This is a genomic window from Rickettsia endosymbiont of Hedychridium roseum, from assembly GCF_964028255.1.
GTDB classification, from domain to species: Bacteria; Pseudomonadota; Alphaproteobacteria; order Rickettsiales; family Rickettsiaceae; genus Rickettsia; species Rickettsia asembonensis.
Window position 1 is genome coordinate 895,002 of the sequence record NZ_OZ034753.1, and the last position, 20,070, is coordinate 915,071.

Genomic DNA, 20,070 nt, shown 5'->3' on the forward strand with positions numbered 1-20,070 from the left:
GTGTTAGATGGTAGGGGTTGTGGTATGGTTCTATTTTGTCATACCGTGGCTTGACCACGGTATCCAGTCTTTTTTATTTTTTTCTGGACCCCGTGGTCAAGCCACGGGGTGACAAAAGGATCGAGCAATACAACATACATAATCAAAATTCAATATATTACATTTATGAATCAATTTGAAGCATATAGTTTATTATTCGTTGATAGTTTTGTCTCAAATCTTGTTATCGGTTTTCAGAATGAATTAATATTTCATTCTATGAAAATGTTTGGGGGTTATAATAGTTTAATAATACTGCTAGTGGCTATTTGTGCTTCTCTTAGCGGTAATGCAGTCAATTATATTTTTGGAAGAATAGTTTTAAATATCTTTTATGCTTCCAAAAGCGAACAAAGTATCTTAAGACATAAAAATTTAACAAAATTATATTATAAATATGAGATATTTATAATTTTCTTAATGGCCTTTCCTTTTTGGGGATGCTTTATTTCCTTATTTTCCGGTTTTTTTAAAACAAAATTTCTAAAATTTTTAGGTATTGGTTGTTTGGCAAAAGCATGCTATTATGCTCTAGAATTGTATATATTTTAACTCATGAAAAAATTAACCAAAACTAATTCTCATAGACAACAAAAATTAGCAAGCATTATAAATGAAGCATTAATCGAAATTCTAAGACGTGGTAAAATGCTGGATAGCAGACTTTTTGATTGTCCTCTCACTATTACGAAAGTTATAGTTACTGCCGACCTAAAAATAGCTAATTGTTATTTCTTGCCTTTTAATACTAAACTAACAATAGATGAAATTATGGATGCCTTAAATAATTCTAAAAATGCTATCAGAAATTTTATTACTAATAAAATAAATATGAAATTCTCGCCTGATATAAGATTTCATTACGATCACGGATTTGATAATGCTATAAAAGTGGAAGAGTTGCTAAAAAATATATAGGTGCTAGGGGATAAACTCAATCATTGAAAACAATAATTATCCGTTATACTAAAAACGCTTAAAAATTAAGCTTTAGTACAACAGCCCCCTAGCATAAATGGACTAAAGGCTATAAATGTTTTGCAATGATGGAGTTTAAACATCATTTACAAAATAATAATATCATAATAATTGAATAATCAAGATATTTTAGTTATCTTTTAATATTTTTTTAAACTTTAAGTATAACTCAAATAAAAATAAATCATTATTTTTATTAAATAACTTTAAAAGATTATTTTTTTATATTAAGATATAAGAATAATCTTTTAATAAAAATAAATAGAAAATGTCTCCTCAAATAATAGAGTTATTAATTTTTGCCGTTATTGCCTTTTACATTATTAACAAATTAATTACGACTCTCGGTTCTACTTCAGAAGAGGAACAGACAAAGCAAAAATCTTATTTTGGCGAACCGGTTATTAAGGACGTAACTTACAGTACAGTCAAATCTAATAAAGAAGAAAAAAATATTCCAACAGCCCAAGATATTAAAGCTTTTAAAGATATAATAGTGGAACATAATATAACTGCGGTCGTAGATGGAATGGAACAAGTACATAAACGCCTTTATTCCTTTGACCCGGTTAAATTTATAAATAATGCTAAAACTGCTTTTCAAATGATTATAGAAGCTGCTTATAAAAAAGATGCTAAAGAATTATCTGAACTGATAGATAAAAGATACTTGGAAGAATTTGAAAAAATAACACCGTCCTATGGTGATTTTTTTGACTCATCGGCTTTAAGTGCAAAATATTCAGAAATTTACATGTTCGGTAATAACATATTTATTAAATTACTATTTCAAGGTAAAAATGTAGTTGACAAAATTGAAGATTTAAAAGAAGAATGGACATTTAAACGTAATGCTAATACCAAAGAAGTTGATTGGTTTTTAAGCAATATTGAGAGAGTATAGTTTTTGTCATCCCGTGGCCCCTCCACGGGATCCATAAAAGTAATTTTCAGCAGTAAATATTTATAGATTCCGCGTTCAAGTCGCGGAATGACAATTTATAACAAACCATTAGTAATGAGTAAAATTTTCTATATTATAGGCACTATATTAATAATAAGTGTCGGTATTTTTATGTTTCAAAAGCAAACGATAACGGATAACAATCAAATAATCCCAAGAAAAGTTTTATTCGGTAACCCTGATAAAGCAAGGGTTTCTCTAACCCACGACGGCAAATATATTCTATATATTGCACCGAAAGACGGTGTATTAAATATCTGGCTAGCTCCCTCAGATGATATTAGTAAAGCAGAAGCCATAACCCATGACAAAGGACGTGGTATTTGGTCTTATGCTAAAGCTTATAATAATAAAAATATTTTATATACCCAAGATTTTAACGGTGATGAAAATGACCGAATTTATAGCTATAACATAGCGACAAAAGAGACAAAATTACTTACTCCTGAAAGAGGTGTTAAAGCTGGTATAGCCGGAGTGAGTTATAAAAAGCCAAATGAGATATTAATATATCTAAATGAGCGTAATCCTGAATATTTCGATATTTATAAGTTAAATCTAGATACTCTAGAAAAAGAATTAATTTATAAAAATGATAGATTTACTGATTATGTAACCGATGAAAATTTAAATTTAAGATTCGGTAGTTTACTAGATAAAGACGGAGCTGTTGAATATTATGAATTAAGAGACGGCGAACCTAAATTATATACTAAAATCTCAATGGAAGATTCTTTCAATACTTCTATACTCGGTTTTGATGCTAGCGGCGAAATTCTTTATATGCTTGAGGGGCGTAACCGCAATACTTCAGCCCTTAAGGCGATAACACTCGCTACAGGCAGCGAAGAAATATTAGATGAAGATTCAAAAGCCGATATCGGCTTATTTACAGTTCATCCCACAAAGCAAACTCCGCAAGCAGTATCTATAGATTATGATAGAGTTTCATACAAGATATTAGATAAAGATATTGAAGATGATATTAAATATTTACAAGCTCTCGATCGCGGTGATTTAATTATTAATAGTAGGACGCTAGACGATAAAATTTGGATCGTTGCTTATATGGCTGATAATGCACCGGTGAAATATTATAAATATGATAGGGCAAATAAAAAAGCTGAGTTTTTATTTACTAATCGCAAAGAACTTGAGCAATATAATCTTGCTAAGATGATACCGGTAATTATCAAGTCACGTGACGGGCTTGATTTAGTTAGCTATATCACTTTTCCAAATGATGTAAAGCTTGATGAAAATAATATTCCTGATAAAAAAGTACCGCTAATTTTAAATGTCCACGGCGGACCGTGGGTTCGTGATAGCTGGGGATACAATCCTGAGCATCAATGGCTTGCAAATCGTGGTTACGCAGTTTTAAGTATAAATTACCGTGGTTCTACCGGTTTTGGGAAAGATTTCTTAAACGCCGGTAATTTAGAATATGCTGGTAAAATGCACACCGATTTAATTGACGGTGTTAACTGGGCTATTAAGAATAATATAGTTGATTCTGACAAAGTTTGTATTATGGGCGGAAGTTATGGCGGTTATGCTACACTTGTCGGTCTTACCATGACCCCTGACATATTTGCTTGCGGTGTTGACGTTGTCGGTATGTCTAATTTATTAACTCATGTGCAATCTAAAGCTCCTTATATGACACCATTGTTAAGTATATATAAAACACGTATAGGGCCTTGGGATACTGAAGAAGAAAAAGAGTTTTTAAGACAAAAATCACCGATTAATTTTGTTGATAATATCAAAAAGCCTTTATTTATAGCACAAGGTGCTCACGATGTGAGGGTCGTACAGGCAGAATCAGAACAGATTGTAAATAGCATGAAAGCAAAGCACATACCGGTAGTTTATGCACTTTACAAAGATGAAGGACATGGCTTTGCAAAACCAAGTAACAGAATCTCATATTATGCTCTTGCTGAGCAGTTTTTAGCTAAGATTTTAAAAGGAAGAGCGGAAGCAATAGGAGATGACTTAAAGAATGCTAATCTCATTCTGAATGATAAAGAAAAAATTAGCGGTACAGAAGCAGAAAAGATTATAGATAAGGCAGTTGGGAATTAGAATCCTTGCGTCATTGCAAGCAGTCATAAGCGTTGCCTACATGGCTCTTTTATGTCATTCCCGCGTATGCGGGAATGACATAAAAGAGCGGGAATGATATTAGGTTCAGAATAATTTATTGGAGTACTATCATGCTACTTACAAATACTGAAAATTCTTACGGCTTAATTGCAAAATTTTTCCACTGGATCATGAGCATTATAGTTATAGTAATGCTCGTTGTTGGTTTCTTAATGGATAATTATATAGAACCGCCTCTAAAATGGCAATTATACGGGATACATGAAGCAACCGGTATAGTTGTTTTATCTTTAGTAATAATAAGGCTTTTATGGAAGTTCTATAATGCTAATGTTTTATTACCAACTGATTTACCAAATTGGCAGAAAAAAGCCGCTAATATTAATATAAATTTGCTATATCTTTTAATGTTATTAATGCCGATAAGCGGCTTTCTAATGACTATTTTATCAAACCACCATATTGATTTTTATGGTTTGTTTACTATAAATTCTTTTGCTCAAGATTTACAATTTGCTAAAATCTTTAAAAAAATCCATAAAAAGGCTGCTTTGTTATTTACTGCTTTAATTATTTTGCATATACTAGCTGCGTTATATCACCACTTTATTAGGAAAGATAACGTACTTAAGAGAATGTGGAATGAGTAAAAATATTTTAGATTTTTTTGGAAAAGGTAAACATAAAAACGAAAATGGACCGATTGATGTAGATGAAGCTATTGCTATAGCAGTGATAGAAGAAAATCTTAGTTTAGATAGCATTCCGGAAGAGCTTGATCGTCATTGCGAGGAGCGAAGCGACGTGGCAATCCAGCAAAAATAATAAAAGATGCTGTAAATTAGCATTTTTACTGGATTGCTTCGTCAAAACTTACAGTTTTTCCTCGCAATGACGGTGACATCAACCTTTATTCTGTAATACCGCTTAGATAAAAAACTCTCTACTTTACAGTTTAAAGATTAATTATTATACTGTGCTTTAATTATTTAAATAAATTATTTAAAATGAATATTCATGAATATCAAGCAAAAGAGATTTTAAGAAAACACGGCGTACCTACTTCCACTGGACTAGTTGTTACGAAAACCGAAAAGATTAATGAAACCATAGATAAGTTAAATACGGAAGTATATGTGGTTAAAGCACAAATACATGCCGGTGGTAGAGGTAAAGCAGGCGGTGTTAAAGTTGTAAAGAGTAAAGAAGAAGCTAAGAAAGTGGCCCATGACATGTTTGGGATTAATTTAGTAACGCATCAAACAGGACCTCAAGGACAAAAAGTAAACCGTCTTTATATTGAATCAGGTTGTGATATTTTAAAAGAATATTATTTCAGTATCGTATTTGATAGATCAGCTAGCTGTATTACTTTCATAGCTTCTACCGAAGGAGGAGTTGATATTGAAGAAGTAGCAGAAAAAACTCCGGAAAAAATTGTTAAATTTTCCGTTGATCCTGCAACCGGTTTACAAGATTTTCATATGCGAGGCATAGCTTATGAGTTAGGCTTTAAGGATAACCAAGCAAAACAGATGAAAGAAATAATAAAATCAGTCTATAATGCTTTTATTGAAACCGATGCAGCACAAATTGAAATCAACCCGTTAATTGTAAATAGCGACGGAAACTTATTAGCTTTAGATGCAAAAATTACTTTTGACAATAATGGCTTATTTAAGCATCCGAATATTACGGCAATGCGTGATCACGATGAGGAAGATCCTTTAGAAACTAGAGCCGCAAATGCAGGACTTAGCTATGTAAAAATGGACGGTAATATCGGCTGTATGGTTAACGGTGCCGGTCTTGCCATGGCTACTATGGATATTATTAAACTTTACGGTGCTTCGCCTGCTAATTTCTTGGATGTCGGCGGCGGGGCTGATCGTGAGCGTGTAAAAGAAGCTTTAAAAATAATTTTATCCGATAAAGAAGTACAAGGGATTCTAGTTAATATTTTCGGCGGTATCATGCGTTGTGATATTATAGCGGAAGGGATTATTGCAGCAGCAAAAGACATAGGTATAAAAGTACCGTTAGTGGTTCGTTTAGCCGGTACAAACGTTGAAAAAGGGAAAGAAATTTTATCAAATTCCGGTTTAGAAATAATACCGGCCCATGATTTAGCAGATGCTGCAAGCAAGATAGTCGAGGCTATAAATTAGGTGTCATCCCGTGGCTTGTCCACGGGATCCAGTAATAAAAAATACAAATATATAAAGCTCGATTTATCTCGCTTTATGCTGGATTCCCGCTTTCGCGGGAATGACATAATAATACCTGCTCGCAATGACGATTATACAAAATAAAAACATAATACATATAAAACAAATTATTTAACATGGCAATATTAATAAATAAAAAAACAAAAGTTATCTGTCAGGGCTTTACTGGTTCACAAGGAACTTTTCACTCTGAACAAGCGATAGCTTACGGCACTAACATGGTTGGCGGTGTTACACCAGGCAAAGGCGGTCATACTCACCTTGATTTACCTGTATATAATACCGTACATGAAGCAAAAGCAAAAACCGGTGCAAATGCAAGCGTTATATATGTTCCGCCCGGCTTTGCCGCTGATTCGATATTAGAAGCAATCGATGCCGAAATCGAAGTAGTAGTATGTATAACGGAAGGAATTCCGGTACTTGATATGGTGAAAGTAAAACGTGCTTTAGTCGGCTCTAAAACTAGATTAATCGGTCCTAACTGCCCTGGAGTTATCACACCGGGTGAATGTAAAATCGGTATTATGCCTGGGCATATTCATAAAAGAGGAACTATAGGTATTGTTTCAAGATCAGGTACTCTAACTTATGAAGCAGTAGCACAGACAACAGCCGTAGGGCTTGGCCAATCTACATGTGTTGGTATAGGCGGCGATCCTGTTAACGGCACTAATTTTGTTGATTGTATTGATATGTTTTTGAAAGATGATGAAACAAAAGCAATTATTATTATTGGTGAAATTGGCGGTAATGCAGAAGAAGATGCAGCCGAGTTTATCAAGCAATCAAAAATCAAGAAGCCTATTGTTAGCTTTATTGCAGGTATTACAGCACCTCCCGGTAAAAGAATGGGGCATGCCGGTGCTATTATTGCCGGAGGAAAAGGAAGTGCCGAAGATAAGCTTGAAGCTCTACAAAGTGCCGGCATAACTATCACTAGATCCCCTGCCGATATCGGTAAAACTATGTTAGATTTACTGAATAAAGGCTAAATAATTGCTCGGTGTCATACCGTGGCTTGTCCAGTGTTGTTGCATGGCTCAAAAAACCCGTACAATGTCATTCCTGCGAAAGCAGGAATCTAGAAAAATAGTCTTAATATTGACAAAATAAACCTAAAAAAACAAATTTTTGTAGGTTTTTACTTTCTTCCCGCCTACGAGTGTTGTTTCGTGGATCAGTTTTACCTCTGTCATCCCGTGGTCAAGCCACGGGATCCAGTTAAAATACTAAAATTATTAGTATTTTTTATTGTTTTTATGGACCCCGTGGTTAAGGTTATAGTACTACCGGACATTTTTTAAAAAAATCTCGATGTCATACCCGCAAAAGCGGGGATCCATATTAAAAAAGCTTTACTTTACTGGATTCCCACCTACGCGGGAATGACATGGAACGAAAAATGTCCAGTACTATAGGTCAAGCCACGGTATGACACCAAATGCGTTTTTTGAGCCACGCATATTAATAATATTAAAAAGCTGAAAAACTGAGAACGCTCACGGACACAACGGTCAATTTCAAAAAGAGCAAGGAGTCTGCAAGGCGAGGAGCGGAGCGTATACTTAATACGTGAGCACCGCAGATCTTGCTAGACGACACCGCCAATTTTTGAAATTCACCGAGTATCCCTAATTTCTTTAACTATATTTAGTAACTGTGGGAAATCTATTAACCCGGGTATTAATTTTGAATCAATTATATACGCAGGTACTCCTTGGATTCTAAGGCTTCTAGCTATTTTCATATTTTGAGTAATTAAATCTTTAATCTCATTGCTATCGGCAGTTTCTTCAATTTCCATAGCATTTAAGCCATTCTCGGTTAATAATTCTTTTATAGATTCCTTAGAAACATCTCTTATTTTTATTAGTTCATCATGAACAGCTTTAAATTTACTTGGATTAACCTTATAAACGGCTAAAACTATTCTTGCCAGATATTCGGAAGCATCTCCAAGGATAGGTAGCGGTCGTAATATAACTTTAACTTTTGGATCGTTTTGCAATAATTCATTTATAGAAACATCGCCTTTTTTACAATAAGAACAATTGTAATCATAAAAAGCAATTATTGTTATATCACCGTCTTTATTTCCTACAATAGGAAAGCTTGTGCTATCTTCAATACCTAACTTATTATCTTTTAGATAGTTATTAACTTTAGTCTCATTTTCCTGTACCTTACGTTTTTGCAAGCCTTCTATTGATTCTATTATTATTTCCGGAGTTTTAAGCAAATAATCTTTGATTATTTCTTGGACTCTTTCCTCTTCACATTTCCTTGCATCCTCGCTTTGTTTAACCTCAACGGAAACCGGATTTGTAGAATAAGTTTTCATTGTTTTGAAAACAAATAAAACTCCTATAACAACTACAAATATAACCAATATTTTACCTATAATATGCTGCATAAATACCTTTTTTAAAAATTTTAGATTGTTTTTGCTTGAAATCGTCATTGCAAGGAGGCATTATTGCGTGGACCGGTAAATGCTCTTTATGTCATTCCTGCGAAAGCAGGAATGACATCGATATCCACGCAACAAAGCCTTGCGAGGAGCGAAGCGACGTGGCAATCCAGCAAAAATAATAAAAAATACTAATAATTTTAGTATTTTTAACCGGATCCCGTGGTCAAGCCACGGGATGACAGAGATGAAATTGAACCACGCAATAACGCCTTCTCGCAATGACGCTTATTTCTGTCTTATTAATCTGCTCTGATCTCTTTTCCAATCTTTTTCTTTAATTGATTCTCTTTTATCATGTAATTTCTTACCTTTAGCAATACCAAGTTCAACTTTAACTTTATTTTTTTTATTAAAATACATAGAAAGAGCTACTAGCGTATAGCCTTTTATTCTAATTCTACCGATAATTTTCTTTATCTCTTTAGTATGCAACAATAATTTACGAGGTCTACGAGTAGAATGATTAAATCTATTCGCTTTCTCATATTCCGCAATATGGCAGTTATACAAAAATACCTCATGCCCGGTATCTGCCGCATGGCTTTCCTCTATAGAAGCTTTGCCTTGACGCAGAGACTGTACTTCACTGCCCTTTAATACAATACCTGCTTCTAATCTTTCTTCAATAACATAATTAAAAAGGGCTTTCTTATTTTGTGCAATAACTTTCTTATACTCGGTCATAATTTTATGGATAGTGATGTTATAATGTTTTCAATTTGTTTTTTAGCACTATCGCTTGCTTCAGTTAATGGTAGTCTAATTTCATTTTCACATAAACCTAAATAATATGCAGCATATTTTATCGGAATCGGATTAGACTCTACAAATAATGCTTTATATAAAGGCAGTAATTTCTGATGGATTTCTAATGCTCCTTTAGTGTCATTCTTATTCCATTTCTCCAATAACTCTTTACACATATCAGGAGCAATATTAGAAGCTACGGAAGTCCACCCTACCCCGCCTTGTGCGTTAAAAGCTAAGACTACTTCATCGTTACCGGTTAAAATGTTGAAATCCTTTTTAACTATTGCTCTAATCCGCAATGGACGTTCTAAATCTACGCCGCAATCTTTTAATGCTAAGATACACGGTAGCTCGCTAAGCCTCAATATCGTCTCATCAGAAAAATCTACTCCGCTTCTAGTTGGAGCTGAATATAACATAATAGGTAGATTACACGCTTCATGTAATGCTTCAAAATGCTTATAAATCCCTTCTTGAGTAGGTTTTACATAAGATGGCGGACTAGCCATAAAACCATCAACCTTGATTTTTGTAGATTCCGCTGCAAGCTCTCTTGCATAAGCAGTATTATTTGATGAACATCCGCTTATTATAGGAATACGCTTATTAACGATTTCTACGCTAGTTTGCAGTAATAACTTATATTCTTCAAAGCTTAAGCTACTACCTTCTCCGGTTGAGCCTGCGATTAATACTGCATCGACTTCATGCTTTATTTGATGTTTTAAAATTCTCTCTAAAGCATATAAGTCTAACTTATTATCTTTAAAAGGTGTTATAGCTGCGGTAATTAAACCTTTAAATATATTGTTCATTGTTTTTTTGATAGAATTTTAAATATTATTACTATTTGTATGTCATTCCCGCGTAGGAATGACATAATCTGCCACGCAATGACGCTTTTCCTACTCCCTAACAATACGCCCATACTCTTTTTTCAAACGATCTGCAATTTGATGATCATCGAAAGTAATATTTTTATTGCCTAAATCTATAGAATCAATATTTTGTACCTCGATTGCCGTGCCTGTAACAAAACATCCGGTAAAATTCTCTATTTGCTCTAATTTCAAACGCTCTTCTTTTACTTCTAGACCTAAATCTTTTGCAATTTCAATAATAGTATGTCTTGTTATACCGTTTAAAAATCTATCGGCAATTGGAGTATATAATGTTTTATCTTTAACAAAGAAAATATTTGTTGTAGTGCATTCAGCAATATATCCTTCATAATCAAGTAATAAGGCATCATCATAGCCAAGAGCTTTAGCTTCTTTTTTACTTGTTATTGCCATATTATATTGAGCGGCGGATTTAGATTGTACCGGGGTGCTATCAGGTATTGCTTTACGCCAGCGGCTTACATGCAAATTTATACCTTTCTCAAAAGACCTTGGCATTGATGGAATACCGGCAATCAAAAAATTAGTAGACAAATCAGGATTAGTAATATTTAGCGATTCGTCTCCGCACCAAATAAGCGGTCTTATATATGCATCCTTAATATTATTTTGTTTTATTACAAGTTCATGAGCTTTTATTATCTCGTCCACACTATAAGGTACTTTCAGACCTAATGCTTCTGCTGACTTTATCAATCTTTCCGTATGTTCTTTTAACTTAAAAACTTTGCCGTTATAAGCTCTTTCACCCTCAAATACCGATCCTGAATAATGCAGGCTATGAGTTAAAACATGAATCCTTGCGAATTGATAAGGAACTAAATCACCATTAATCCAAACATGCCAAAAAATTTGCTCTAGTTTTATCATTGTCATTAACCTATATTTATATTAAAGTATTGTCAATTGTCATTGCGAGTAGCGTGGTTACGTGAATTGTTTTATGTCATTCCCGCGTAGGCGGGAATCCAGTAAAAAGCAAAAATATCATACCGTGGCTTGACCACGGTATCCAGTTAAAAATACTAAAATATTAGTATTTTTTATTGTTTTTATGGCCCCCGTGGTCAAGCGAACTAGGTGACATAGTAGGTTTTACCGATCCACGCAACAAGGCCAGGCGGGAAGGACATAAACAAGCAACGACACCAATTTTTCAAATTAAAAGAGTATACATGTATACATACAAAGCACATATTTTAATCGTTGATGATGATAGCAGAATATTAGCACTTTTAAAGCAGTTTTTAAATAAAAACGAGTTTTTAGTATCAACGGCAAGCTCAGTCATAGAAGCTAAAAATCTATTAAAAACTTCTAATTATGATTTAATTATTTTAGATGTTATGTTACCTGAAATAACAGGGCTTGATTTTGCTACTACTATAAGGGATGCCGGTAATAATATTCCTATAGTTATGCTTACTGCTTTATCGGAAGCCGATGACCGTGTTAAAGGACTTGAAGCCGGTGCCTCTGATTATATAACTAAACCTTTTGAACCGCGAGAATTATTACTTCGGATAAATAATTTAATTAATAATTATAATAACTTTAAAAAAGAAACGAATATAATTAAATTCGGCAATAATTTCTATAATTTTGATACAAAGGAATTCACTAAGAACGATCAAATCATATCTCTTAGCTCTACCGAACAAAAATTACTTGAGATATTAATAAAAAATTCCGGTAAATCTACTAGTCGTTTTGAGCTTTCAAAAATTATGGGCGGGCTTAGTATGCGTTCTATCGACGTACAAATTACAAGAATAAGAAGTAAACTAGAAGATAATCCAAAAGAGCCGAAATATTTAAAAACCGTGCGTAATGAGGGCTATGCACTTTATATCTAAATTATTACCGAGAACATTATTTATACGGTTTATGTTTATTATAATCATTCCGATTTTAATAGGACAAATCGTTGCTATATTTTTGTTTTACGATCGTCATTGGTATAATGTTTCATATTATACTAGTACTATTATTATTAATGAAATAGAATCACTGATTAAAGAACATAGAAATAATTCAAGAGAGATAACCCATTTATCGGAAAATTATCTTAATTTATCTTATCAATTTCAGCTTAATAAAAAGTTATCTATAAAACAACCTAAATTAAGTGAGCCTCTAACTATATTTAAAAATATTTTAGCTACAAAAATCCATGAAAAAAATATAGTTAAACTAAATAAAGAAAATAAAATCGAAGTATTTTTAGAATTAAAAGATGGAATATTATATATTACTTTTCCTGCAAAATTACTACTTAATCCTACAGTATATATATTTGTTTTATGGATTATATCTTTAACTGTTATATTACTTTCTGTTTCTATTATTTTCTCCAAAAATCAAATTAAATCAATACTCACTCTTGCGGATAACATGGATAAATTTGGTCGAGGTGTTTTAAAAGGCAAAAATTTCAAACCTTCAGGAGCCTTAGAAATAAGAAAAGCAGGGCTTGCTTTTTTAAAAATGAAAGCCCGTATTGAAAAACAAATTACTAAAAGAACCACTATGCTTGCTATGATTTCGCATGACCTTAGAACTCCTTTAACAAGAATGAAGCTACAACTTGAATTGATGGAAGGAAGTGAAGAAATTAAAGGATTAAAACAAGATATATTAACTATGCAGCAAATGATAAATTCTTATTTAGATTTTGCTAAAGGTGAAAGTACAGAAGAATTTGAAGAAATTTTATTATTACCTTGGATAGAACATTTTTTAAACAAATGGTCACATGTAGATATTGAATTTATAAAACTTAATAATATAGATAATTCAAAAGTACGAACTAAACCGAATTCTTTTGAAAGAGCCTTGTCTAATTTAATCGGTAACGCTATAAAATATGGAAATAAAATTAAAATATCTTTGACAGATAATTCATCTACGGTAGCTATAATTATTGAGGATAACGGTCCCGGTATAGATGATACGGAAAAACATCTTGTATTTAAACCGTTTTATAGATCAGATAAAGCAAGACAGCTTGATAATGCAAGTAACGTAGGACTTGGGCTTGCTATTACTAAAGAAATAATAAACGATCATAAAAGCTCTATTTATTTAGAAGATAGCAAGGATTTAGGCGGGTTATCGGTAAGAATCGAAATGCCTAGAATATGACGCCGATGTCATTTATGCGTGGACCGAAAAACGCACTCGATGTCATACCGTGGCTTGACCACGGTATCCAAAAACAACTAAAAATACGAATATATGTAGTATTTTTAACTGGATCCCGCGATCAAGTCGCGGGATGACAACAGTGGAATTGTTCCACGCAACAATGCCACGCAGGAATGACATAAATCGACCCATGCAGCAACATCTAAAATATAAAATAATGACTAACATAAAACATTTAGCAATAATAATGGACGGTAATGCTCGTTGGGCAGATCGGCATAACTTAACAAAATCTGAAGGGCATAAAGCAGGAGCCGATAAAATTCGTGAATTACTGCCTGAGTTTATTAATCTTAATATACCTTATATAACTTTATATACTTTCTCTTCCGAAAATTGGCAACGTTCAAGCACGGAGGTAGATTTCTTAATAAAATTATTAAGTATTTATTTAAAAAATGAATTAAACAGTTTACATAAAAACGGCGTTAAAATAAAAGTAATAGGTAGGCTTAATTTATTAAGTAGCTCATTGCAAAAACAAATAAATAATGCTATGGAATTAACAAAAAATAATAATAAAATAACGCTTTGTATAGCTTTTAGTTATGGAAGTCGTCAAGAAATAGTTGATGCCTGCACAAAAATTATTGCAAGCGATAAAAAAGAAATAAGTGAAAGCGATATAGGACACGCTTTATATGATCCTGAAATGCCGGATGTAGATTTATTAATAAGACCGGGCGGGGTTTACCGCATCAGTAATTTCTTGCTTTGGCAAGCAGCTTATGCTGAATTATATTTCTCACCCAAATATTGGCCCGATTTTAATAAAGATGATATAATAGAAGCTATAAATGATTACTCAAAAAGGAAAAGAACATTTGGCAAAAGATAAACAAAATATATATTTAAGAATCCTGTCCGGTATAGTTTTAGTGCCGTTATTTGTTATAGCTATATTATGGTTTAAGCCTTTATTCTATATTCTAATGATATTAGTGGGTATGGGAATGTTAAGTGAATGGTATAATATGACCTATTCTTCTATTCCTTATCTATTAATCGGGCTAATTATTATTCCGATTCCTATAAGCCTATTAATATTTTTAAGTATGGAAGATACCAATAGATGGCTTATTATGCTTTATTTTTGCATAATTTGGTCGGTAGATAGTTTTGCAATGATTGGCGGCAAAACTTTTAAAGGAGCAAAACTTGCTCCAAAAATCAGTCCTAAAAAAACTTGGAGCGGTCTGATTACGGGAACATTATCAGCAGGTTTGATTGCGGTATTAGTTAGTTTTATACCAAACTTTCATATTAAAAATTACTATTTTTCAAATAAAATTTATTTGTTTATAATTAGTTATATATTAGCATTAATAGCTCAATCAAGTGATCTATTTATTTCATATTTTAAGCGAAAATTTAATATTAAAGATAGCGGTCATATAATACCCGGTCATGGAGGAGTTTTGGACAGATTTGATAGTATTATTTTAACTGCTCCGGTATTATTTCTTATGAATATATATTTATGATAATACATTTAAATAATCATTCTAAAAAAATAATTTTAAATATCTTTTTAGCTTTACTGCTTGGATATTTTATTTTTCATTGCATATATGGTAACAAAGGAATTATTGCATATTTAAAAGTAAATAGGCAGCTTGAAAAAGCTTATGATGAACTAAAAGGCTTACGAGCAGAAAGAGTAGAACTTGAACATAACGTCAAATTACTCCGAACGGAATCGCTAAATAAGGATATGTTAGAAGAACAAGCAAAGAAAGTTTTAGGAGTAGCAGATCCTAAAGAACAGGTGTTTACAATAAAAGACACACCTAGTCAAAGGTAAACATCGTCATTGCGAGGAGCTGTAGGTCTTGTTTCATGACTTTTATGTCATTCCTGCGAAAGCAGGAATCCAAAAAAAGTATACATACAGCAAATTTTTGAAATTAAAAGCTTAGGTTATCTCGCTTTATGATGGATTCCTGCTTTCGCAGGAATAACATCCAAAACAACATTATTGATTAAAAGGAATTGAACATAATTTATGAACATTAAAATTTATCAAGACGACCTACCTAATAATTTTGAACTTGAAGGGGATATTGCTATAGATACCGAGACAATGGGGTTAAATCTACATAGAGATAAACTCTGTTTGCTACAATTTAGTAACGGCAACGGTGAAGCCCATCTTGTTCATTTTGTAAATCAAGATTATACTGCTCCTAATTTAAAAGCATTATTGTTAGATAAAACTAAATGCAAGATATTTCATTTTGCTAGATTTGATTTAGCAGCTATAAAAAAATATTTGAGTATAGATTTAGAAAATATCTTTTGTACTAAAATATCTTCAAAGCTCGTTAGAACCTATACTGATAGCCATGGTCTTAAGGATTTATGTCGGGAGCTACTTTCCATAAATATTTCCAAACAACAACAATCTTCTTACTGGGGAGCTAAAAATTTATCTTTGGAACAACAAGAATACGCAGCAAAAGATGTGCTTTATTTGCATCAGTTAAAAGATATTTTACAAAAAATGCTACTTAGAGAAAATAGGCTTGAACTTGCCCAAGATATTTTCCGCTTTTTACCGACAAGAGCTAATTTAGACCTTATAGGTTGGAATGAAATCGACATTTTCATGCATTAATTTAAATTAATATAAGTTAATAAAAAGATTAAATTATTAACTTAATAAATTGACTTCAAGTATAAAATCCTGCACACTATTTAAGGCTATCTGTAATAAATTTTAATTAGTAATTGAAGAGCTTTTTTAGCGAAAATTAATAAGATTTTTGCAGAAATTGTAGTTCCTATTTCAAAAAAATCTTATAATTTACAGCAAAAAAGAATTAAATTACCGGTTAAAATTTATTACAGATAGCCTCTTAGTAGCTAATTGATTTTTTTAAATTACTTAGCCTACAATAGACTTATTGCATAATGTAGCTAATAAGGAAGAATTTGAAGGAAACACGGAAGCACTTGCCACCGCAGCGTACATAACAGTACGTGAAGATGCGAGTACCGGATTGACATACAAATTTATCCTTAGAAGCAAGTTATATAAAAAATTTAATTAATTAGTAACTAAAAAGGGGATCTTTATGACTAATAAAAAAGAAATAGACGTGCTAGATTCAAATTCAGATTTAAATCTAAGTCTAGATACTATAGCAAACCTCTGTTATCCTAGGGTTATAACTTGTGAAACAGACGACGACACGTTAAGTATTGATGGCGGTGTTTTTGCTGCATTTTGGTGGGCAGCCAATTATATAATAGATAAAGTATTAATGCCAATAACAGACAATGTTCTCTATTACCTTAGAGAAGATCTAGGGCATTATGAAACTTCATCTTATCAGAGTCCTAAGGGCACTTCAAAAGGTACTTACCATAATAATTGCAGTAACTTTATAAATGATATGCATTATGACTCTTCATTCGATAAACATGAGGAGGTAGTTTTAGGTAATACTACTACTTTTTTTGGGTTAGTATGGTGGTAATACAATAAAAGTATACTAGCTGTCATACTGCGGCTTGACTACAATATCTAGAAACAATTTAAAGTACTAAATTTAGTATTTTAAACTAGATCTCGCAATCAAGTCGCAGGATGACAGATTCAAAAAATAATATACTTCTGATAAATAAAAAGTAGATAGACGAAGTTTAATTTGGAAAAGAGCAAGGAGGCTGTAAGCCGAGGAGCGAAGCGTATATTTAATACGTGAGCATCCGAGGAATTACAAAGACGACGTAGCCAATTTTTCAAATTAAACGAGTATATTCACAATTTTACGAGGAACAAGGATGATCTTCTTCGGCTCTTTCCCTTCTAAAAACTTTTGTACCTTTGGCAAATTGACGGTAATTTGCTTTATTTCATCTTCACTTGCGGCAGTTTTAAACTCATAGGTATCACGGAGTTTGCCGTTAACCTGCACTGCCATAATATATGTATCTAACTCTAACATTGATTCATCAAATGCAGGAAAAGCTGAATTATATAACCGCTCTTTATTGCCACGCTTCTGCCAAATTTCTTCCGTAATATGCGGGATAAAAGGGTTTAGCAGCTGAATTAAAACATTAAAGCCATGCCTTACGGTTTTAATATCAACCGCTTCTTTATTAAGCTCAGCAGATATAGCATTAGAAAGCTCACGCATACGTGCTATTGCTCTATTTAGGGCAAAATGCTTTATATCATCGGCAACGTGCTTTATGGTAAAATGCAATAATCTATTGAGTTCCTTGTTAATTTCGCTATTCACATCATCTGTTAAAGAAGCTATCGCCTCAAACATATGCTCAAGCTTATTAATAAAACGTGAGCAGCCTTCAATACCGCTTGCCGACCATTCTAGATCTTTCTCAGGCGGACTATCGGACAGTACAAAAAGCCTAATAGCATCAGCCCCATATTGCTCTTGCATTGTCTCAAGATCGATGAGATTCTTTTTAGACTTACTCATCTTTTCAATGCGTCCCTGCACTACTCTATTATTGCTTTCTTTATGAAAAAATTCATTACCTTTTTTAACTACTTCTTCAGGATATAACCAATTATTATGTTCATCTTTATAAGTAGCATGCAGCACCATCCCTTGAGTAAATAGCCCTTTAAAAGGCTCACGAACGCTTACATAATTCTGTTCGTTCATTACTTTTGTGAAAAACCTTGCATATAATAGATGCATTACTGCATGTTCTATACCGCCTATATATTTATCCACCGGTAGCCAATAATCACAAGCTTTTTTATCGGTCATCTCTGTAGCATTGCTATTGCAATATCTCGTAAAATACCAAGATGACTCGAAAAATGTATCAAAAGTATCGGTTTCACGAATAGCCGACTTATCGCATTTCGGACAATTAACATGTTTCCAACTAGGATGATGATCAAGCGGATTACCGTGACCGTCAAAACTAACATCATCAGGTAACGTAACGGGTAAGTCTTTGTAAGGTACGGGAACTATACCGCAAGCTTCGCAGTGAATCATAGGAATAGGACATCCCCAAAAACGTTGACGAGAAATCCCCCAATCTTTTAGACGATAATTTACACTGCGTTTACCTATGCCTAGTTTCTCAAATTCATCGATTACTTTTTGTTTTGCTTTATTACTAGTTAAGCCGTTTAGAAAATCTGAGTTAACCAAAATTCCATCTTCCGTATAAGCGGTCTTTTGTACATCAATATCCGTTTCAATTACCTGCTTAATAGGCAAATTCATTTTAACAGCTAATTCATGGTCACGTTCGTCATGAGCAGGACAACCAAAAACAGCACCAGTGCTGTAATCCATTAACACAAAATTCGTAATAATAACCGGTAAAACTATATTTGAATCGAAAGGATGAATGACATAAAGACCGGTAAAGACTCCCTCTTTTTCAGCTTTTTCTAGTTCGCTACTTCCTGTAATGTGCGAACATTTAGTTATAAAACTCAATATTTCAGGTGTCTTGGAAATTAATTTCTCTATTATCGGATGATTAAAGGCAATTCCTATAAAACCAGCTCCGAAAATAGTTTCAGGTTTGGTTGAGAATACTTCTATAGTATTATCTTCATTATCCTTAATTTTGAAATGAAAATTAGCACCTATCGATTTACCTATCCATTTCTCTTGCATAGAGCGAACGGCTTCAGACCATTCTTTTAAATTCTGAATTTCATTTAATAACTCTTCGGCATAATCGGTGATTTTTAAGAACCATTGCTTTAAATAACGTTTCTCAACAATTGCACCTGAACGCCAACCACGCCCATCTACAACTTGCTCATTTGCAAGAACGGTATTATCAACCGGATCCCAATTAACAAGCGATTCTTTTTGATAAGCAAGGTTTCTCTCATAAAGCTCTAAAAAGAATTTCTGCTCATGTTTATAATACTGCGGCTCACAACTATTTATCTCTCTAGACCAATCATAAGAAAAGCCCATAGATTTTAGCTGCTTTTTCATATTCTCGATATTAGAATAAGTCCAATCTTTCGGATGAGAATTATTTTTTATTGCGGCATTTTCGGCAGGTAGCCCGAAAGCATCCCAGCCCATCGGATGAAGCACGTTAAAACCTTGCATAGTCATAAACCTTGCAATAACATCACCTATAGAATAGTTGCGTACGTGACCTACATGGATTTTACCGGAAGGATAAGGCAGCATTTCAAGTACGTAATATTTTGGCTTGCTACTCTCGTTTGATACCTCAAAAGCTTTCTCATCATGCCAAATTTGTTGCCATTTTTGTTCTATTTGATTCATATTTTTTTATTTTCTTTTAATTTCTGCTGCTAAATTACCTGTTGCCTATGTCATTCCTGCAGCCCTATGTCATTCCCGCGAAAGCGGGAATCCATCATAAAGCGAGATAAATCGAGCTTTTTTAAAGTTTTAAAGTACTGGATTCCCGCTTTCG

General features: G+C 33.1%; 21 protein-coding genes and 3 pseudogenes. 17 read left to right on the plus strand and 7 right to left on the minus strand.

The features are described 5' to 3' along the window. The first annotated feature begins 165 nt into the window (after positions 1–165). The 8 genes and pseudogenes from AC5587_RS05255 (at position 166) to sucD (ending at position 7,316) form a co-directional block, all read left to right on the plus strand. The gene (locus AC5587_RS05255) at positions 166–591 is read left to right on the plus strand and encodes a YqaA family protein (RefSeq protein WP_499162035.1); all 426 of its coding nucleotides are present in this window, start codon (positions 166–168) and stop codon (positions 589–591) included. Between the two features lie 3 nt (positions 592–594). Beyond that, the gene (gene rbfA / locus AC5587_RS05260) at positions 595–957 is read left to right on the plus strand and encodes a 30S ribosome-binding factor RbfA (RefSeq protein WP_032138589.1); all 363 of its coding nucleotides are present in this window, start codon (positions 595–597) and stop codon (positions 955–957) included. Between the two features lie 328 nt (positions 958–1,285). Then, complete coding sequence (locus AC5587_RS05265; protein WP_499162037.1) at positions 1,286–1,921, plus strand: Tim44/TimA family putative adaptor protein; 636 nt, start codon at positions 1,286–1,288, stop codon at positions 1,919–1,921. A gap of 114 nt (positions 1,922–2,035) precedes the next feature. Further along, on the plus strand, positions 2,036–4,072 hold the full coding sequence (locus AC5587_RS05270) for a S9 family peptidase (protein ID WP_499162038.1): 2,037 nt from the start codon (positions 2,036–2,038) through the stop codon (positions 4,070–4,072). Between the two features lie 131 nt (positions 4,073–4,203). Continuing rightward, positions 4,204–4,743, plus strand: a complete 540-nt coding sequence (locus AC5587_RS05275; RefSeq protein ID WP_410526491.1) for a cytochrome b — start codon at positions 4,204–4,206, stop codon at positions 4,741–4,743. A gap of 4 nt (positions 4,744–4,747) precedes the next feature. Beyond that, positions 4,748–4,840: pseudogene (locus AC5587_RS05280) on the plus strand (AbrB/MazE/SpoVT family DNA-binding domain-containing protein); the annotation flags it as partial. Positions 4,841–5,100: 260 nt separating this feature from the next. Continuing rightward, complete coding sequence (gene sucC / locus AC5587_RS05285; RefSeq protein WP_499162040.1) at positions 5,101–6,261, plus strand: ADP-forming succinate--CoA ligase subunit beta; 1,161 nt, start codon at positions 5,101–5,103, stop codon at positions 6,259–6,261. A gap of 176 nt (positions 6,262–6,437) precedes the next feature. After that, positions 6,438–7,316, plus strand: a complete 879-nt coding sequence (gene sucD, locus AC5587_RS05290) for a succinate--CoA ligase subunit alpha (RefSeq protein ID WP_499162041.1) — start codon at positions 6,438–6,440, stop codon at positions 7,314–7,316. Between the two features lie 626 nt (positions 7,317–7,942). On the opposite strand, the gene AC5587_RS05295 is transcribed toward sucD, so the two are convergent. From AC5587_RS05295 to AC5587_RS05315, 5 genes are all read right to left on the minus strand, one after another. Further along, on the minus strand, positions 7,943–8,737 hold the full coding sequence (locus AC5587_RS05295; RefSeq protein ID WP_499162042.1) for a DsbA family protein: 795 nt from the start codon (positions 8,735–8,737) through the stop codon (positions 7,943–7,945). A gap of 60 nt (positions 8,738–8,797) precedes the next feature. Continuing rightward, positions 8,798–9,016, minus strand: a complete 219-nt coding sequence (locus AC5587_RS05300; RefSeq protein WP_499162044.1) for a hypothetical protein — start codon at positions 9,014–9,016, stop codon at positions 8,798–8,800. 6 nt (positions 9,017–9,022) lie between these two features. After that, the gene (gene smpB / locus AC5587_RS05305; protein ID WP_499162045.1) at positions 9,023–9,481 is read right to left on the minus strand and encodes an SsrA-binding protein SmpB; all 459 of its coding nucleotides are present in this window, start codon (positions 9,479–9,481) and stop codon (positions 9,023–9,025) included. Further along, entirely contained in the window at positions 9,478–10,362 is an 885-nt protein-coding gene (gene dapA / locus AC5587_RS05310; RefSeq protein ID WP_499162047.1) for a 4-hydroxy-tetrahydrodipicolinate synthase, read from the minus strand. The genes smpB and dapA overlap by 4 nt, the downstream gene beginning before the upstream one ends. 90 nt (positions 10,363–10,452) lie before the next feature. Further along, entirely contained in the window at positions 10,453–11,325 is an 873-nt protein-coding gene (locus AC5587_RS05315; RefSeq protein WP_499162048.1) for a branched-chain amino acid transaminase, read from the minus strand. Between the two features lie 299 nt (positions 11,326–11,624). Here AC5587_RS05315 and AC5587_RS05320 point away from each other — a divergent pair, with 299 nt between their 5' ends. Next, the gene (locus tag AC5587_RS05320; RefSeq protein ID WP_410526498.1) at positions 11,625–12,305 is read left to right on the plus strand and encodes a response regulator transcription factor; all 681 of its coding nucleotides are present in this window, start codon (positions 11,625–11,627) and stop codon (positions 12,303–12,305) included. Continuing rightward, positions 12,289–13,593 (plus strand): sensor histidine kinase, encoded by a 1,305-nt coding sequence (locus AC5587_RS05325; RefSeq protein WP_499162050.1) that lies wholly within the window; start codon positions 12,289–12,291, stop codon positions 13,591–13,593. Before AC5587_RS05320 ends, AC5587_RS05325 begins: the two co-directional genes overlap by 17 nt. Before the next feature lie 42 nt (positions 13,594–13,635). On the opposite strand, the gene AC5587_RS05330 is transcribed toward AC5587_RS05325, so the two are convergent. Then, entirely contained in the window at positions 13,636–13,776 is a 141-nt protein-coding gene (locus AC5587_RS05330) for a hypothetical protein (protein WP_499162052.1), read from the minus strand. A 10-nt stretch (positions 13,777–13,786) separates the two neighbouring features. Here AC5587_RS05330 and uppS point away from each other — a divergent pair, with 10 nt between their 5' ends. The 7 genes and pseudogenes from uppS (at position 13,787) to AC5587_RS05365 (ending at position 17,412) form a co-directional block, all read left to right on the plus strand. Beyond that, positions 13,787–14,494, plus strand: coding sequence for a polyprenyl diphosphate synthase (uppS, locus tag AC5587_RS05335; protein WP_499162053.1), 708 nt, complete (start codon positions 13,787–13,789; stop codon positions 14,492–14,494). After that, positions 14,454–15,140 carry a phosphatidate cytidylyltransferase gene (locus tag AC5587_RS05340; protein WP_499162054.1) on the plus strand — a complete coding sequence of 229 codons (687 nt, stop codon included), beginning with the start codon at positions 14,454–14,456 and terminating at the stop codon, positions 15,138–15,140. Before uppS ends, AC5587_RS05340 begins: the two co-directional genes overlap by 41 nt. Further along, positions 15,137–15,460 (plus strand): FtsB family cell division protein, encoded by a 324-nt coding sequence (locus AC5587_RS05345; RefSeq protein WP_410526480.1) that lies wholly within the window; start codon positions 15,137–15,139, stop codon positions 15,458–15,460. The genes AC5587_RS05340 and AC5587_RS05345 overlap by 4 nt, the downstream gene beginning before the upstream one ends. 201 nt (positions 15,461–15,661) lie before the next feature. Beyond that, positions 15,662–16,273 carry a ribonuclease D gene (locus AC5587_RS05350; protein ID WP_499162055.1) on the plus strand — a complete coding sequence of 204 codons (612 nt, stop codon included), beginning with the start codon at positions 15,662–15,664 and terminating at the stop codon, positions 16,271–16,273. Positions 16,274–16,553: 280 nt separating this feature from the next. Beyond that, positions 16,554–16,701, plus strand: a pseudogene (locus AC5587_RS05355) (palindromic element RPE1 domain-containing protein); the annotation flags it as partial. Between the two features lie 32 nt (positions 16,702–16,733). Continuing rightward, a complete protein-coding gene (locus AC5587_RS05360; RefSeq protein ID WP_499163035.1) occupies positions 16,734–17,138 on the plus strand; it encodes a hypothetical protein in 405 nt (134 codons plus the stop codon). Between the two features lie 171 nt (positions 17,139–17,309). After that, positions 17,310–17,412 (plus strand): annotated as a pseudogene (locus AC5587_RS05365) (palindromic element RPE5 domain-containing protein). On the opposite strand, the gene leuS reads toward AC5587_RS05365, so the two are convergent. Beyond that, on the minus strand, positions 17,409–19,916 hold the full coding sequence (leuS, locus tag AC5587_RS05370) for a leucine--tRNA ligase (RefSeq protein WP_499162056.1): 2,508 nt from the start codon (positions 19,914–19,916) through the stop codon (positions 17,409–17,411). The pseudogene AC5587_RS05365 and the gene leuS sit on opposite strands and share 4 nt — an antisense overlap. Between the last annotated feature and the right edge of the window lie 154 nt (positions 19,917–20,070).